Here is a 15,929-nt window from a genome sequence, read left to right on the forward strand (position 1 = left end):
GCGCTACGCCGCACAAGGAGTCCCGAAGTGCAACGCAGAGATTGCGGAAAAGGTGCGTTTTTTATCCCTGGCCGAGGAAATAGCGGGCAATGTCGTTATAAAAGGCGAGCACCATGAGACCGATGAGCAGCACCAGACCGATCTGCTGCGCAATTTCCCGGGTCTTCATGCTGACCGGTCGGCGGAAGATAAACTCCCAGAAGTAAAAGAACAGGTGTCCACCGTCCAGAATCGGCACCGGCAGCAGATTGAGGATGCCGAGGTTTATGGAAAGGAGGGCCATAAAGGCGAGAAAGCTCACACTGCCGGCCGCCGCCTGCTGGCCCGCCATTTTGGCGATCATGATCGGCCCGCCGATGGTATCGAGGGGAATGGCCCGCTCCACCAGCTTGACCAGCGACAGCATGGTCAGCTTGATGACGTCCCAGGTCTGGGCGCTCCCCTTGACAAAGGCCTCCAGCGGCCCGAACCGGTCGGTAACGATCTCGCCGGCCGCCACCACACCGATGACCGGCGACGTCACCGTCTCGCCGAAGAGGTTCTTGCCGCTTCTGGACTCCGGAGTTACCCGGATGGTCAGGGTAGCTTCGCCGCGCCGCACCTGCAACTCAACCGGTTGCCCCTTCCCCCCGGCGATGGTCTTTGCCAGTTCGTCCCAGCGCTTTACCGGTCTGCCATCGATGGCGGTAACCACGTCGTTGACCATGAGGCCGGCCCGGGCCGCCGGTTTGTCCTTCATGACTTCGCCGATCTTGGTGGTAGCCGCCGGCACGCCTACCATGTAAATCAGGATGAAGAGCAGGTAGGCGAAAAACAGGTTGAAGACCGGACCGGCAGCCACAATGGCGATTCGTTGCAGAGGGGGCTTGGCCGCAAAGGAGCGGGCCTGGTCCGCTTCGGAGAGTTCGGCATCGCCGTTCTCCCCAATCATCTTCACGTAACCGCCAAGGGGGAAGGCGGAAATAAGGTACTCGGTCTCCCCTTTCCTGAAGCCGACGATCTTGGTGCCGAAACCGAGGGAAAACTTCTCCACACCGACGTCGAACAGCTTGGCGAAGAGGAAGTGTCCCAGTTCGTGAACGAATATGAGGACACCAAGGACGACGATTGCCGAGATGATACTTGTCATAAAAACCTCAAAGCCAGAAATCGGGAAGCGGTTGCCAACATACCGGCTATTACCGGTCCCCGGTTTCTAGTCACTGATCCGTAGTAGCTCCCGCGTCTTCTCCCGCGCCCAGCGGTCGACGAAGAGAACCTCCTCGATGGTGCCAAGGGAATGGGGCTGGTGAAAGGACATGGTCCGTTCGATGGCCGCCGGTATCTCAACGAACCGGATACGACCCGCGAGAAAGGCCTCGACCGCCACTTCGTTGGCGGCATTCAGGACCGCCGGCATGCTCTCACCCGCATCAAGTGCATCATAGGCGAGTTGCAGACAGCGAAATTTTGCCAGATCGGGTCGGGAAAAGGTAAGCCCGGAAAAAAGCGTGAGATCGAGGGGAGCGACCCCCGTCGCGACCCGTCCGGGGTAGGAGAGCGCATAGGCAATGGGGGCCTTCATGTCCGGCGTGCCGAGCTGGGCGATGACGCAGCCATCGATATACTCCACCATGGAGTGGATGATGCTCTGGGGATGGATATTGACATCGATCCTGGCCGCCGGCACATCGAAGAGCCAGCGCGCCTCGATCACCTCCAGCCCCTTGTTCATCATCGTGGCGGAATCGATGGTGATCTTTTTCCCCATGCTCCAGTTGGGATGATTCAAGGCATCGGCAATGGTGACGTCGGCAAGCCGCTCCACCGGCCAGGAGAGGAACGGCCCCCCCGAAGCGGTGAGAATGATCTTTTTGATGTCCTCGTTCCGGTGCCCCTCGATGGACTGGAAAACGGCGCTGTGCTCGCTGTCCACCGGATAGAGCTTCACACCACGTTCCGCAGCCATCCCCATGATCAGGTGGCCGGCGGTCACCAGGGTCTCCTTGTTGGCCAGAGCGACGTCCTTGCCCGCCTTGATGGCGGCAGCGGTCGGCACCAGCCCGGCGGCACCGACGATGGCTGCCACCACCATCTCCGTTTCGGTGGCGGTGGCAGCGGCAATGAGCCCCGGCACACCGGCAACTATTTCCGGTTTCGGGTCGGGGAGCATCCTCCGGAGAGTTTCCGCCAACTCGTCGGTCATGACTGCCACCAACCGGGGAGAAAACGCCTCGATCTGCGCCTTCAGCAGTTCCAGATTGCTCCCCGCAGTGAGTGCCACCACCTGAAAGCGGTCACGATGGGCGGCAACGATCTCCAGGGTGCTCACGCCGATGGAGCCGGTCGAGCCGAGTATGCTTAGTTTTTTCATAAATCCCCTCTGTGGACGGGATGCATCATCCACGCAGGATGACGTAGTGCAGATAGTAAAAGAGTACCGGTACGGCGAACAGGATGCTGTCGAGCCGGTCAAGGATGCCGCCATGGCCGGGAATGATCACTCCCGAATCCTTGACCCCGCAACTCCGCTTCAGAAGCGACTCGAACAGGTCACCAAGCTGCCCGAGGGGGGCGGCTAAAAGCGTCACGACGAGACAGTGAAGCAGGTCCAGCTCGGGAAACCAGAGCAGTTTGAATGCAACCGCTCCGGCCAGGCTGCCGGCCACCCCCCCCAGCGCCCCCTCAATGCTTTTTTTCGGGCTCACCGCCGGGTAAAGTTTTCGCTTCCCCAGACTGCTCCCCACATAGTATGCCGCACTGTCGCCGGTCATGACGATCACGAGAAGGAGGAAAATCCACTGAACCCCATTGGGCGCCAGGCGAAGCAGAACGAGATGGCCAAGCAGAAGCGGCACATAGAGGAAGCCGAAGCAGAGCAGGGCGGTCTCCACGGCAGCCAGGCGGATATCTTTGAAACGAAACAGAAAATGGAGCGCAAAGAGCAGCACCAGGAGGGTAAGGAGCGCGGGGAAGCGGAGGGGGTCGCTGCCGATCATGGCCAGGGGAAGCAGTGCACCAAGCAGTGAGGCCAGCATCCCTTCGAGCTTGCGCTCCGGAAGCGCCATGCCATAGAACTCCGTCAGCCCCAGGAAGGCGAGGAGCAGTACGAAACAGGCGAAGAGAAACGGACTCCCCTTGAGAATGAGGAGAATGAGGAGAGGCAGTGCCACTGCCGCTGTCAGTAACCGTTTGATACTCAGCTCCTTTTCTGTAGCTGGTCGCTGGTCTGGCCGAAGCGCCGTTCGCGCGACTGGTAGTCGTGAAGCGCCTGGTGAAGTTCCTGCTTCCCGAAGTCGGGCCAGTTGACGTCGCAGTAATACAGCTCCGTGTACGCCAGCTGCCAGAGGAGAAAATTACTGATACGCATCTCGCCGCTAGTCCGGATAAGCAGATCCGGGTCGGGCATGTCGGCGGTATAGAGGTAACCGTTGAAGAGCGTCTCATCGACCTCGCCGAGAGTAATCCTTCCGGCAGCCATGTCGCCGGCCAACTGCCGGGCAGCCCGGACGATTTCCTGACGGGACCCATAAGAAAGTGCCAGGGTCAGCACCATGCCGCTGTTGGAGGCGGTCTGGTTCAGGGCATCCGTCACTTCACGCTCCACGTCCGCCGGCAGCTCGGAGCGATCGCCAATCACGTTGAACCGGATGTTGTTTTTCATCATGCGGGGGGTTTCGGAACGGATATACTTCTTGAGGAGCATCATCAAGGCCGAGACCTCACTCTTGGGACGGAGCCAGTTCTCGGTCGAAAAGGCGTAAAGGGTCAAGTACCCGATGCCGAGAGAGGAACACTCTTCGACGATGAGCCTGACGGTTTCCACCCCACGCTGGTGGCCGACGATTCGTCGCAGCATCCGTTGTTTCGCCCAGCGACCGTTCCCATCCATGATGACGGCCAGATGGCGGGGAAGCCTGGCGGGATTCAAGGTGTGCATACAACCCCTAAAACAAAAAATCCCCGTGAACACAGGGGTGTAGGGGATTTAACCATACTTCCGGACACTTCGCAAGCAAAAAAGGGAGAGAATCCCCTCCCTTTGATGTGCGGAAACAAACGCCTCAGACTTCCATGACTTCCTTTTCCTTATGCACCACCACCTCGTCAACCTTGGCCACGTGCTTGTCGGTGTGGTCCTGAACTTCCTTCTCCGCCCGTTTCAGGTCGTCCTCGGATATCTTCTTATCCTTCTCCAACTTTTTCAGGTCGTCGATGGAGTCCCGACGGATATTGCGCAGCGCAACCTTGGACTCCTCTCCCATCTTCTTCAACTGCTTGACGATATCCTTGCGGCGTTCCTCGGTAAGGGGAGGGAGATTGAGTCGTATCACCTTGCCGTCATTGGCGGGAGTCAACCCCAGATTTGCGTTCATGATCGCCTTTTCGATGACCGGAATCATCTTTGTTTCCCAAGGCTGGATGGTAATGGTGCGGGCCTCGGGAACGGCGAGGGTCGCCACTTGGCTAAGGGGAGACGGGTTGCCGTAGTAGTCTATTTTCACGTCATCGAGAAGGGCCGTCGAAGCGCGGCCAGTGCGGATTTTCTGGAATTCCTTGCGCAGGGAGTCGATAGTCTTGTCCATGTGAACATCCATGGCGGAGATAACGTTTTTGGTCATGCTAGGCTCCTTTCACGATGGTGCCGATAGGCTCGCCACACACCACTTTCGTCACGTTGCCATCGGTCGTGATATCAAACACTATGATGGGAAGGCTGTTGTCCATACAGAGGGAAGTAGCGGTGGCGTCCATGACCTGAAGCCCCTTTTTCAGCACTTCCAGGTAGGTCAGGGTAGCGTATTTGACCGCAGTCGCATCTTTTTTCGGGTCGGCGGAGTAGACTCCGTCCACTTTGGTCCCCTTGAGAATCACCTCGGCGCCAATCTCCATGGCCCGCAGACTCGCGGCCGTATCGGTCGTGAAATAGGGGTTGCCGGTACCGGCGCCGAAAATGACCACTCGCCCCTTTTCCAGATGGCGAATGGCGCGGCGGCGGATATACGGCTCCGCAACTTCCTGCATGGCGATGGCAGACTGGACGCGGGTATCGACACCGATCTTTTCGAGGGCATCCTGCATGGCCAGGGAGTTGATCATGGTGGCGAGCATCCCCATATAATCGGCGCTGGCCCGGTCCATCCCCTTGGAGGACGCCGCCAGCCCGCGAAATATATTGCCACCGCCAATCACCAGCGCCAGTTCGACCCCGCACGCGACCACAGCCTTGACCTCGTTAGCAATGGTGGTGATGATGATAGGGTCGATACCGTACCCCTGGTCGCCGGCAAGCGCTTCACCGGAAAGCTTCAACAGCACTCGCTTGTAGTAGGGTTTCGCCATAATTTCTCCGCTTGCAGATAGTTTGCACAAAAAAGCCGGCCATGTGACTGGCCGGCTGTTGGCTTGACTCTAGAGGCCGGCCGTGGCAGCAACCTCAGCGGCGAAGTCGCTTTCCTTCTTGGCCAAACCTTCACCGAGAACGAACCGGGCGAAGCGCCGGATCGAGATGTTTTCGCCGATGGTGGCAATGGTCTCGTTCAGATAGGTTTGGATGGTCTTGTCCGGGTCCTTCACGTAGGCCTGCTCCATGAGGCAGATATCAGCAAAGAACTTGTTGACCTGCCCCTCGATGATCTTCTCGATGATATTCTCCGGCTTGCCGGTTTCCCGCGCCTTGGCCCGGTATATCTCCTTCTCCCGCTCCAGAACGTCGGCAGTAACCTCTTCGCGGCGCACAAACTGCGGGCCGGCAGCGGCGATGTGCATGGCGACGTCTTTGACGAAAGCCTGGAAATTCTCGTTTTTGGCCACGAAATCGGTCTCGCAGTTTACCTCAACGAGCACGCCGATCTTGCCACCGGCATGGATGTAGGAACCGACCAGCCCTTCTGTGGCTGCCCGCCCCGCCTTCTTAGAGGCAGCGGCCAACCCTTTCTTGCGCAGATAGTCGATGGCTTTCTCATGATCACCACCGGTCTCCGTCAGTGCCTTCTTGCAATCCATCAGGCCGGCGCCGGTTGCTTTTCTCAGTTCGTTAACCTGTGCTGCGGTAATGCTCACGATATCCTCCAGTTCATAACGGCCCGCCGTAGGGGCCTGAAAGGTAGTTGTGTCATGCTCACCCCTTGCAGGGTGAAAATCAGGCTTCGGCAGCCGGCTCGGCTGCGGCAACTTCAGCAGCCTCAGCCTGTTCGTCACCAGACTTGTCGGCCTGCAGATCCATATCCCGGGCCTGGCCACCTTCCGTCATCGCGTCGGCCATCTTGCTGGTCAGCAGGCGGATGGCACGGATGGCGTCATCATTCCCCGGAATGACATAGTCGATGCTGTCGGGGTCGCAGTTGGTATCGACGATTGCCACGACGGGAATGCCGAGTTTCTTGGCCTCGGCCACGGCGATCTCCTCGTTCTTCGGATCGATAACGAACAGCATGCCGGGGAGTTTTCCCATCCCCTTGATGCCGCCGAGGGTCTTTTCCAGCTTTTCCCGCTCTTTTTCGAGCTGCAAAGCCTCTTTCTTGGTGTACGCCTCGATGGTACCGTCGGCAAACATGACGTCGAGTTTCTTGAGCCGGTCAATACTCTGCTTGACGGTGGAGAAGTTGGTCAGCATCCCCCCCAGCCAGCGCTGGTTCACGTAGTACATGCCACAGCGTGAGGCCTCTTCGGCCACCGCATCCTGGGCCTGCTTCTTCGTCCCGACAAACAGCATGGTTTCGCCGGAACGGGCCGAATCAACGACATAGTTGTAGGCACTCTTGAACAGGCGGACGGTCTTCTGCAGGTCGATGATGTAGATGCCGTTACGGGCGCCAAAGATATACGGCTTCATCTTCGGATTCCAGCGCTTGGTCTGGTGGCCGAAATGGACGCCGGCCTCCAGCAGTTCCTTCATGGTGATGTTTGACATGTTTTTCTCCTTTTGGTTTTCCCTCCGCACCCCCATTCTCCCGGAATCCGCGCCATGCGGACACCACCGGGCCACAAAGGGTGCGTGCGAATTTGAAAAGCATTTTTGTATAGCACAGGCACTCCTGTTTGGCAAGGAGAATTTACCCGACACCGCAGGACACCGGCGAAAATTCTCCCGCAAAGACAGTCACAAAACACTATTATAATTAACTTGTATTACCCATAAATACTTGTTAGCATACAACCATTAAAACTCGTTATTTTATAGGACGATAACAACAAAGTTGTTTAGTTGGAAATAACAATATGGGCTCATTTATTACCATGACATTTTTACGGGTACGGCTGTCTTTAGCCGTGATAGCTGCAGGAACTATTCTTTTCTCAGCGGTCCCTACTCGTGCAGCAGAAAATATCGACTACAGCGGTTCCATCTCGATCGGCCTGGGCATCCTCCAGGCCGGTGCCGCCCAGGCATTTGAAAAAAAAACCGGCATCAAATTCGCTTCCATCGACACGTCCGGCTCCGGCAAGGGAATCAATGCGCTGCTGAGTGGGAAAGCCACTCTGGCCGGGCTGACGAGGCCAATAACAGCCGCTGAAAAGGCCAGGAATCTGGTCGCCGTCACCATCGGCTACGATACGCTCGGTATCTTTGTCCACCATAACAATCCGGTCAAAAACCTTTCAACGTCGCAACTCAAGGGGATTTTCACCGGCAGGATCACTAACTGGCGGGAAGTCGGGGGGAAAAACGCTCCCATCGCAGCAACCATTGAAGACCCGACCGGTGGACGTGCAGCCGTGGAGCTGTTCCAGAAGATAGTGATGGGGGGTGCTCCCTATGCAAAGGGACTGAAGAAAATCGAATCCCCCTTGGACCAGCTGAAACATGCTGCCCGCACGGAAAATGGTATCTGCGTCGTCAACCTCGGCCTATTCCCGTCACTGGACCCGTCCGTCGGCAAAAAGCTGAAGGTCGTGATGATGAACGACTATGCACCGACCCCCGACAACATCATCTCCGGCAGGTACACGATCTCCACTCCCCTGCAACTGGTAAGAGAAAGCCCTCCGAGGAGCGAGGAACGGCGGTTCATATCCTTCATGCTCTCGAGTGAGGGGCAGGCAATCGTTGGGAGGCATTTCCTGCCGCTGCAAAAGGGCCCATGACAAACCCCGCATACCCGCAGACGTCGAAGCGCAGCCGCCGCCCGCTCTTTACTTCCCCCCCCATCTCATGTATCATGCCGCGATTATGAAAGCCACCGTCTACCGCTATCTTTTCAAGGAAATCAGCGTGCCGTTCCTGCTCGGCATGACCACCTTCACCTCGGTCCTTCTCATGGGCCGCCTCCTGAAGCTGGCCGACATGGTCGTAACCAAGGGAGTCCCCTTCAGCGAAGTCCTCTGGATGGTCGTGTACCTCCTCCCCTACTTCTGCCTTGTCACCATCCCCATGGCGGTTCTGCTGGCGGTACTGCTGGGTTTCGGGCGGCTTTCTGCGGACAGCGAGGTCACAGCCATGAAAGCCTGTGGCATAAGCCTCTACGGTCTGCTCCCCCCCGTCCTCGCCTTTGCCTTCTGCGCCTACACAGCAACCACCCTGGTAACCCTTTACGGCATCCCCTGGGGAAACACCTCCTTCAGACGGCTCGTGACAAGCATCGTCGAAAAAAAGGGTGTAAACGCCCTCAAGGAGCAGGTTTTCATCGACGATTTCCCCGGTCTGGTGCTCTACCTCAACCGCTATTCCCCCCAGGACCACCGCATCACCGGCATCCTCATCCAGGACGACCGGAACCCCGCCGAACCGTCCACCATCTTTGCCGCCACCGGTGTTCTCTTTTCGGACCCCACTGCCCGGGAGATACGCCTCCTCCTCAAAGACGGAGGGATTCACCGCCCGGTCGGCAAGGCCGGCTACCGCCTGGTGGAGTTCCAGGACTACGACCTGAAGATAAACATCCCCCAGGCTGCGCGGGAGGTACTGAAAAACGAGATGGACATGAGCCTGTCCGAACTGTACGCCAACATCAATTCACCCCACCTCGACCAGAAACTCCGCACCGACATGGAACTCGAAGTACAGCGACGCTTTTCTCTCCCCTTTGCCTGTTTCGTCTTTGCCCTGATTGCCATACCTCTCGGCATCCAGAACCAGCGCTCCGGCAAGGGTGCCGGTTTTGCACTCAGCATCGGCGTGCTGATCGTCTACTACGTGATTTTTACAATTTTCAAGGCCATGGGTGAGCGAGGAATGGTGGCGCCGGGGGTGGCCATGTGGTCCCCCAACCTCCTGTTCGTGGCCTTCGGCATCTACCTGTTCCGTCAGACCGCCGAGGAAAGGCGTCTCTACCTCTTCACGGCACTGGCCGAAGCGGGACGAAGAATTCGTCATACATTCACCACCGGAAGAGCGTCATGAGAATCCTCAGCCGCTACATAACCGCCTTGTACCTGCGAATGATCTGCCTCTGCGGTGGTTCGTTCATTGCCGTCTACCTGATCATCGACTTCCTGGAAAAGATCACCCGGCTTGCCCGGTACAACCCCGAGCTGAAACACCTCGCCCTTTTCTTCGCCGCCAAAATACCGGAAATGATCAACCAGGTCGCGCCCCTCGCCATACTGATGGCGACCATGCTGACCCTCGGCATACTGGCAAAAAACAGTGAAATAATCGCCATGCGGAGTTGCGGTGTCGGGCTCGTCCGGATCAGCATTCCCCTTCTGGCAACCGCCCTGCTCATCAGCCTGGCTGTTCTCCTGAACGGCGAATTGATCGTTCCCCGTGCCAATGCGCGGCTTGAGCAGATAGAAAACATCCTCATCAAGAAAAAGAGCGCCGACACCTTCTTCCGGCAGAGCAATATCTGGCACAAAGAAGAGAACTCCCTTCTCCAGGCCCGGCTTTTCTCACCCGCCACCCGGACCCTCCAGGGGATTACCTTCTGGCAACTGGCACCCGACATGCGGCCGGTCCGGCGCATCGACGCCGGCACGGGGTCCCTCGTCGGCGACGGCTGGCTGTTCAAGGACGTAACCATCCGGGACTTTTCTGCCGGCAACGTGACCGCCACCAGGGCCGTTGCCGAGTTGCCGGTACAACTGCAACTCAAACCAGCCGATCTCAAGGTCCTGGAAATGTATGCCGACAACATGGGGTTCATCGCCCTGCGGCGCTACTGTGAGAAACTCCAGAATGGCGGTTATGATGCCACCCGTTACCTGACCCAGATGCACTCCCGGTTGTCTCTCCCTTTCTCCGCGCTGGTCATGGCGTTTATCGGCATCCCCTTCGCCCTGAAAAGCGGGCGTTCCAGTGGCATTGCCGTCGGCATCGGTCTGAGCATCCTCATCGGTTTCAGCTTCTTCGTCATCAATTCAGCCCTCATCTCCTTCGGCCAGGGAGGTGCCCTTCCCCCCTTAATCGCCGCCTGGGCCGCCAACGCCATCTTCGCCGCGATGGGAGTCTGGCTTACCCTGACGGTGAACCGTTGACAAGCCGTGCGTCCGTGCTTTAATTGCGGTGGAGTGCCACGTACCACTTAACCCGGTCACCGCGAAAGGAGAAACTACCGTGTCCATACGGTTCGTAGTTGCTGCCGTCCTGCTGCTTATGGCAATCCCGGCCGCCGGAAAACAGCTGGCACAGAAATCGACAAATTCCAAACCGGCAAGCCAAGACACACGTCCTGCCATCTCCATCCTCAGCATTGTCCCGACCCAGGGGGAGCCGGGAAACAACGTCACCCTCTCCGGCGCCGGCTTCTCCGACAAGACCACCGTCTTCCTCGGCAGCAACGAGATTCAGCCCCGGGTCACCGGTGCAAAACAGCTCAACTTCGATATCCCGAAACTGGCCCCCGGCCTTTACGCTATCTACCTGCACCGGGAAGACGGTACTACCAGCAAAACCTACTCCTTCACCGTTGCTCCCCTCAAACCGGTCGCGCTCTCCCTCTCGCCGGACACCGTGCAGAGCTGTGCAACCGGCCGGGAACGGGACGTCACCCTCACCGGCCGCAACTTCCAGGAAGGATCCCAGGTGCTCTTCGACGGAGCGGTCATCGCCAGCCGCTTCGGCTCCGAAGAATCCCTCTCCTTCACCGCCCCCTCCGTAGTCGGCGGGCTCCACCAGATCCAGGTAAAAAACCCCGAGGAGACCACGACTGTCCCCTTGGCCCTCATGATCAACAGCCGCCCCGAAGTCACGAGCGTTTCCCAGGGAGAGGACTTCGTCAGTTACTATGAACTGGTCATCGAGGGACGCAACTTCCAGCAGAGTTCCATGGTGACCATCGACGGCAAACGGCTGGGAAGCGGCGAGGGCCCTGCCGGCGAACGGGAGCGGCTCATCTTTTACAACTGCAACCGGCTCGTTTACGAGCGCCACCCCTACGACTCCACCTCCAAGGGCTTCCGCCTCCAGGTCGTCAACCAGAACGGCGAGGAAAGCGCCGTTGTACAGGTGACGGCGCCATAGGCGGTTTACCGCCCATCTTTAGGCGTAGGCAAAACGAAAAGGGCAACCCTGCGGGTTGCCCTTTTCGTTATTACAGACAGTCTTTCCCCGGCTTCAAATGAAGCCATCCTGACGGAGCAGACTCATGATATCGGCAGCACAATCCTTAACCGATCGAGATGTTGTATCCAGCCGCAGTTCCGGCCGCAACGGTTCTTCATAAGGTGCGTTTACCCCGGTAAAGTTGGGAATCTCCCCCTTACGGGCCTTGCGGTACAATCCCTTGGGATCGCGTGTTTCGCAGACCTCCAGGGGTGTTGAAACATGGACCTCGATGAATTCGCCATCCGGCAGAAGCGTGCGAACCATGTCGCGGTCAGCCCGGAAAGGAGAGATAAAGGCAATGATGACAATCAGCCCGGCATCGGTCATCAGTTTTGCCACCTCTCCGACACGGCGGATGTTCTCAATTCGGTCAGCGTCAGTAAATCCCAAATCACGGGTAAGACCGTGGCGGACGTTATCGCCGTCCAGCAGCATAGTATGACGCCCCATATCGTGGAGCATCCCTTCCAGGTAGTTGGCCAGCGTTGATTTGCCCGAACCTGACAAGCCGGTAAGCCAGATCGCACAGGGTTTCTGCCCTTTCAGTTCGGCACGGAGCTCGCGGGTCAATTCCTCGCGCTGCCAGTGGACGTTGCTCCCCCGCCGCAGTGGATGCTGGATCATCCCGCAGGCAACAGTTGCATTGCTAATGCGGTCAATCAGGATAAAGGCACCTGTTGCGCGGTTCTCGCTGTAGGGATCAAAGGGGAACGGGCGTGCCAGGGAAAGTTCAACTTCGCCGATATCGTTCTGCGCCAGACGGTCGGTAGCCAGCAGCTGGTACGCATCCAGCCCGACACGATCGCGAATACGGGATATCTGGGCTTCAATGGTTCCGAATACGCTACGAAAGAGATAACGCCTTCCCGCGTACAGCGGCTGCTGATCCATCCAGACCAGCCGTACCTTGAAGAGCCCTGCCTGTTCAGGACGGTCGGCCGGAGGGGCGAGACAGTCACCCCGGACAATATCGTGCTCACCAGCCAGCACCAGGGATACCGCCGTCCCCATTTCAGCTGAATCGGCCTCCCTGTCCCCGATCAACAGCCGTTCAACCGTCGTTTCCACCCCGGAGGGAAGGATCACGACCCGGTCCCCGGCACACACACGTCCAGAAACCACACTACCGGCATAGGAACGCCAGGTTGCGCGACCATCATGTCCTGCAGGCCATCGTTTCCCATCCTGCTGACAGTTCCTGCCGCCACTGCTCCCTTTCAGCACGTATTGCACCGGTAACCTGAAAGGAGCGTCGGCGACCGCCCCATCTGCCGCTATGCTTTCAAGCCATTCCAGAACCGTTGCGCCTCCATACCAGGACATACGGCTGGAAAGCACGGCCAGGTTGTCCCCCTGCAGGGCCGACACCGGAACTGCCAGCAGGGTACCGTGACTTTTTGCAAGCAGACCGGCCTCCCCTGCCATCCGGTGGCATTCCTGCTCGATACGGCGGAAGCGCGCTTCGTCCCAATCGGCCTGATCCATCTTGTTGACGGCAAACAACAGATTCCTGATCCCCATCAGGGCACAAATCAACACATGCCGCCGGGTCTGAGACAGTACCCCCTGACAGGCATCCACCAGGATCAGCGCAGCACTGCAGTGAGATGCGCCGGTAGCCATGTTGCGGGTGTAACTCTCGTGTCCCGGTGTGTCGGCCACGATGAATTTGCGCCGGGGCGTTTCAAAGTAGCGATAGGCCACATCAATGGTGATGCCCTGCTCACGCTCTGCCATCAAGCCATCAAGCAGCAGTGAATAATCCAATGCTCCGCCAGTTGTGCCGAAACGGGAGCTCTCCGCTTCCAGAACTTGCAGCTGGTCATCGGGCAGATTGCCGGTCAGGTGGATCAGATGGCCGATCAGGGTCGACTTGCCATCATCCACGCTGCCACACGCCAGAAAGCGGAGCATGTCACTGCTTGCGGACATCAGAAATACCCCTCCTGCTTCTTCTTCTCCATGCTGCCGGCCTGGTCAAAATCGATCAGGCGACCACAGCGCTCCGATGTGCAAACGTGTTCCAGTTCGGCAATGATCTCAGCGACTGAGGACGCTGCGGACTCAACCCCGGCTGTCAGCGGATAGCAGCCCAGGGTGCGGAAACGGATCCTGCGCAGTTGCGGTTGCTCGCCCGGCTTGAGTTCAAGACGTTCATCGTCCAGCATGATCAGCTGTCCGTTCCGCTCCACAACCGGTCGCTCGGCAGAAAAATAAAGCGGCACCACGGAAATTGACTCCCGGGCGATATAGCGCCATACGTCCAGTTCGGTCCAGTTGGAGAGCGGAAAGACCCGGAAGCTCTCGTCGCTGTTCCTTCGCAGGTTGGGGATGTCCCACAGTTCAGGGCGTTGCCCCCTCGGCTCCCAGCGATGACCGGCATCACGGAAAGAAAAGACCCGCTCCTTGGCGCGGCTTTTTTCCTCATCCCGGCGGGCGCCGCCAAAGATCATGTCAAAACGGTGCTCGTTCAGTACCTGTTTGAGGGCATCGGTCTTCATGATATCGGTATAGAGACGGCTGCCGTGGATCAGGGGACTGATCCCATCCCGCAGGCCGTCGGGATTGGTGTGGGTAATCAGCTCCAGACCTAAGCGGCGCACCGTTTCATTGCGGAAATGGATCATTTCCTTGAACTTCCAGGTGGTATCCACATGTAACAGGGGAAAGGGGGGGGTGAGGGGATAGAAAGCCTTCAGGGCCAGATGGAGCATGACCGACGAGTCTTTGCCGATGGAGTAGAGCATGACCGGACGCTCCGCCTCGGCAACCGCCTCGCGGATAATGTGGATCGACTCCTGCTCCAACTGTGTCAATGCCGTCATCCCGCTCATTGCAATGCCCTCACGAGTGTCCTGATGCTGAGCCCGCAAACCAGCGTCCCTACAAAGACCATCAAAACCCGGGGAGGAAACTTGCGGCACCCCCAGGCTGCCAGTGGCGAAGCGAGCAGCCCACCGGCCACCAGGCCGCTTATTAAGGTCCACTGGGGCACCTTAACCAGTGTCAGCAACACCAGAGATTCAACTGCCGCCACAAAGAACTTGGCAAAGTTTATGGAGCCAACCACCAGGTGAGTAGCATTGCCGCGCAGTACCAGGGTTGAGGTGACCACCGGCCCCCATCCGCCACCACCGATAACGTCAACCATACCACCCGCAAAACCAAGCGGCCCCAGCCTGGTCGGCCTTGGTTCCTGATTGCCGCTGAAACAAGCCATCCGCAGGATGCGCAGACCCATCAGCAGCAACATGCCCGCCACCATGGGACGCAGGATGGCGACCGGCAATGAGGTGACAACCACCGCGCCGCACAGGGCGCCGGCCATGCCGAACAGGGCAAGCCGCTTGAAGATGGCCGGGTCAACATTGCCGAAGCGGAAATGGGAGAGGCCGGAGAAGAGGCGGTTTGCCACCTCGGAGGTATGCACCGTGGCACTGGTCATGGCCGGCGGAATCCCCATGGACAGCAGCACCGACGAACAGGTGACACTGTAGGCCATGCCGAGGGAGCTACCGATCAACTGGGCACAAAAACCGAGGGCAAGGCCGGCAAAAAAGAGATGATTGGTCAGGAGATCGGCCACGGGTCGCGTACTTACCTGTTTTTTGGGTAGAACCACTCATAATACCACCCGCAGGCCTGCTCGATCTGGTTCTGGATGCGGGGCGGTACCTCATGGTGTTTAGGGGGAGCAATGTTCCCCCGCTGGCGGTGCAGGTATTTGTAACGGTAATGGCTGTCGCTTTCGTGGGGGCGCACCGTCAGGAGCTCAGGGTCGATGGTGTGGGGGGACAGCCCCAGCCATGCATAGATGCGCGACATGGTTTCCTTCGGTTGGGAAACAAGGTCCTCGAACTTGATAAAAAAAAGCCTTTCCTTGACCGACTGTGGCAGGTCCTGAACCGCCTGGATCGAGGAGAGCGGTGCGCCGATGGATTTATCCTTGGCAAAGAGCTGATCAGCCCTGCCGAGACGGTCATAGTCGGCCAGATGGTCGATGAAATCCACCAGGATTGTCTTTTGGTGCTGTGCCTCGATGGAACCGTAAATCTGGCCCAATTCGCGGATGGAGATCAAAAGGCGGGCTTCCGGGTCAAGGTGGAGCAACAGTTCGATGCAGTGCAGCCAGGCACGGTTCTTGTCCACTACCACCGGCTTGCTGCAGTCGTTGTGCCAGCCGCGCAGAAAACCGCCCATGGCCGAACGCAGATGAGCATAGGTAGTGTCGAACTGGACATCCAGCTGCGACAGGAAAAACTGGTCGTCACTGATGAAGCGGCGTGTTGCCAAAAGCGAGTTACACAAAGGCGAACTGTGCCCCTCGCAATGGATTTCCGGGTGCTCCCCCAGCAACTGGCAGAGCAGGGTGGAACCCGCCCTCGGCAGTCCGGCAACACCGACAAAGCGTGCGGTCATGATCTCCTCCCGGTCAAACAAATAAGCGGGGCGACCGGCTGGC

16 protein-coding genes are annotated in these 15,929 nt (G+C 58.3%); 4 read left to right on the forward strand and 12 right to left on the reverse strand.

Annotated features, from left to right (window positions below):
- Positions 1 to 61 precede the first annotated feature (61 nt).
- From rseP to rpsB, 8 genes are all read right to left on the reverse strand, one after another.
- On the reverse strand, positions 62 to 1,129 hold the full coding sequence (gene rseP / locus LDN04_RS16410; protein ID WP_223913154.1) for an RIP metalloprotease RseP: 1,068 nt from the start codon (positions 1,127 to 1,129) through the stop codon (positions 62 to 64).
- Positions 1,130 to 1,195: 66 nt separating this feature from the next.
- On the reverse strand, positions 1,196 to 2,353 hold the full coding sequence (locus tag LDN04_RS16415; protein WP_223913157.1) for a 1-deoxy-D-xylulose-5-phosphate reductoisomerase: 1,158 nt from the start codon (positions 2,351 to 2,353) through the stop codon (positions 1,196 to 1,198).
- 25 nt (positions 2,354 to 2,378) lie between these two features.
- Positions 2,379 to 3,176 carry a phosphatidate cytidylyltransferase gene (locus LDN04_RS16420; RefSeq protein WP_223913409.1) on the reverse strand — a complete coding sequence of 266 codons (798 nt, stop codon included), beginning with the start codon at positions 3,174 to 3,176 and terminating at the stop codon, positions 2,379 to 2,381.
- A gap of 2 nt (positions 3,177 to 3,178) precedes the next feature.
- Positions 3,179 to 3,919 carry an isoprenyl transferase gene (locus LDN04_RS16425; protein WP_223913160.1) on the reverse strand — a complete coding sequence of 247 codons (741 nt, stop codon included), beginning with the start codon at positions 3,917 to 3,919 and terminating at the stop codon, positions 3,179 to 3,181.
- Between the two features lie 124 nt (positions 3,920 to 4,043).
- Positions 4,044 to 4,601 (reverse strand): ribosome recycling factor, encoded by a 558-nt coding sequence (frr, locus tag LDN04_RS16430; RefSeq protein WP_223913163.1) that lies wholly within the window; start codon positions 4,599 to 4,601, stop codon positions 4,044 to 4,046.
- A 1-nt stretch (position 4,602) separates the two neighbouring features.
- Entirely contained in the window at positions 4,603 to 5,322 is a 720-nt protein-coding gene (gene pyrH / locus LDN04_RS16435; protein WP_223913166.1) for a UMP kinase, read from the reverse strand.
- A 69-nt stretch (positions 5,323 to 5,391) separates the two neighbouring features.
- Positions 5,392 to 6,042: a translation elongation factor Ts gene (gene tsf / locus LDN04_RS16440; RefSeq protein ID WP_223913169.1), complete on the reverse strand. Its 651-nt coding sequence runs from the start codon at positions 6,040 to 6,042 to the stop codon at positions 5,392 to 5,394.
- 79 nt (positions 6,043 to 6,121) lie between these two features.
- Positions 6,122 to 6,892 (reverse strand): 30S ribosomal protein S2, encoded by a 771-nt coding sequence (gene rpsB, locus LDN04_RS16445; RefSeq protein ID WP_223913171.1) that lies wholly within the window; start codon positions 6,890 to 6,892, stop codon positions 6,122 to 6,124.
- Between the two features lie 326 nt (positions 6,893 to 7,218).
- Here rpsB and LDN04_RS16450 point away from each other — a divergent pair, with 326 nt between their 5' ends.
- From LDN04_RS16450 to LDN04_RS16465, 4 genes are all read left to right on the forward strand, one after another.
- Positions 7,219 to 8,067 carry a phosphate ABC transporter substrate-binding protein gene (locus tag LDN04_RS16450; RefSeq protein WP_223913174.1) on the forward strand — a complete coding sequence of 283 codons (849 nt, stop codon included), beginning with the start codon at positions 7,219 to 7,221 and terminating at the stop codon, positions 8,065 to 8,067.
- A gap of 85 nt (positions 8,068 to 8,152) precedes the next feature.
- Positions 8,153 to 9,322, forward strand: coding sequence for an LPS export ABC transporter permease LptF (gene lptF / locus LDN04_RS16455; protein WP_223913176.1), 1,170 nt, complete (start codon positions 8,153 to 8,155; stop codon positions 9,320 to 9,322).
- Complete coding sequence (lptG, locus tag LDN04_RS16460) at positions 9,319 to 10,398, forward strand: LPS export ABC transporter permease LptG (protein WP_223913179.1); 1,080 nt, start codon at positions 9,319 to 9,321, stop codon at positions 10,396 to 10,398. Before lptF ends, lptG begins: the two co-directional genes overlap by 4 nt.
- A 79-nt stretch (positions 10,399 to 10,477) precedes the next feature.
- Positions 10,478 to 11,383: an IPT/TIG domain-containing protein gene (locus LDN04_RS16465; protein WP_223913181.1), complete on the forward strand. Its 906-nt coding sequence runs from the start codon at positions 10,478 to 10,480 to the stop codon at positions 11,381 to 11,383.
- Positions 11,384 to 11,476: 93 nt separating this feature from the next.
- Here LDN04_RS16465 and cysC read toward each other — a convergent pair whose 3' ends face one another.
- Genes cysC through LDN04_RS16485 form a run of 4 tightly spaced genes read right to left on the reverse strand, consistent with a single transcriptional unit; the run spans position 11,477 to position 15,886 of the window.
- The gene (cysC, locus tag LDN04_RS16470; protein ID WP_223913184.1) at positions 11,477 to 13,399 is read right to left on the reverse strand and encodes an adenylyl-sulfate kinase; all 1,923 of its coding nucleotides are present in this window, start codon (positions 13,397 to 13,399) and stop codon (positions 11,477 to 11,479) included.
- On the reverse strand, positions 13,399 to 14,292 hold the full coding sequence (gene cysD, locus LDN04_RS16475; protein WP_374045157.1) for a sulfate adenylyltransferase subunit CysD: 894 nt from the start codon (positions 14,290 to 14,292) through the stop codon (positions 13,399 to 13,401). Before cysD ends, cysC begins: the two co-directional genes overlap by 1 nt.
- A 5-nt stretch (positions 14,293 to 14,297) precedes the next feature.
- The gene (locus LDN04_RS16480; RefSeq protein ID WP_223913188.1) at positions 14,298 to 15,053 is read right to left on the reverse strand and encodes a sulfite exporter TauE/SafE family protein; all 756 of its coding nucleotides are present in this window, start codon (positions 15,051 to 15,053) and stop codon (positions 14,298 to 14,300) included.
- Between the two features lie 11 nt (positions 15,054 to 15,064).
- Complete coding sequence (locus LDN04_RS16485) at positions 15,065 to 15,886, reverse strand: sulfotransferase (RefSeq protein ID WP_223913189.1); 822 nt, start codon at positions 15,884 to 15,886, stop codon at positions 15,065 to 15,067.
- Between the last annotated feature and the right edge of the window lie 43 nt (positions 15,887 to 15,929).

Origin of the sequence: Geobacter sp. AOG1 (assembly GCF_019972315.1) — a bacterium.
GTDB lineage: Bacteria > Desulfobacterota > Desulfuromonadia > Geobacterales > Geobacteraceae > Geomobilimonas.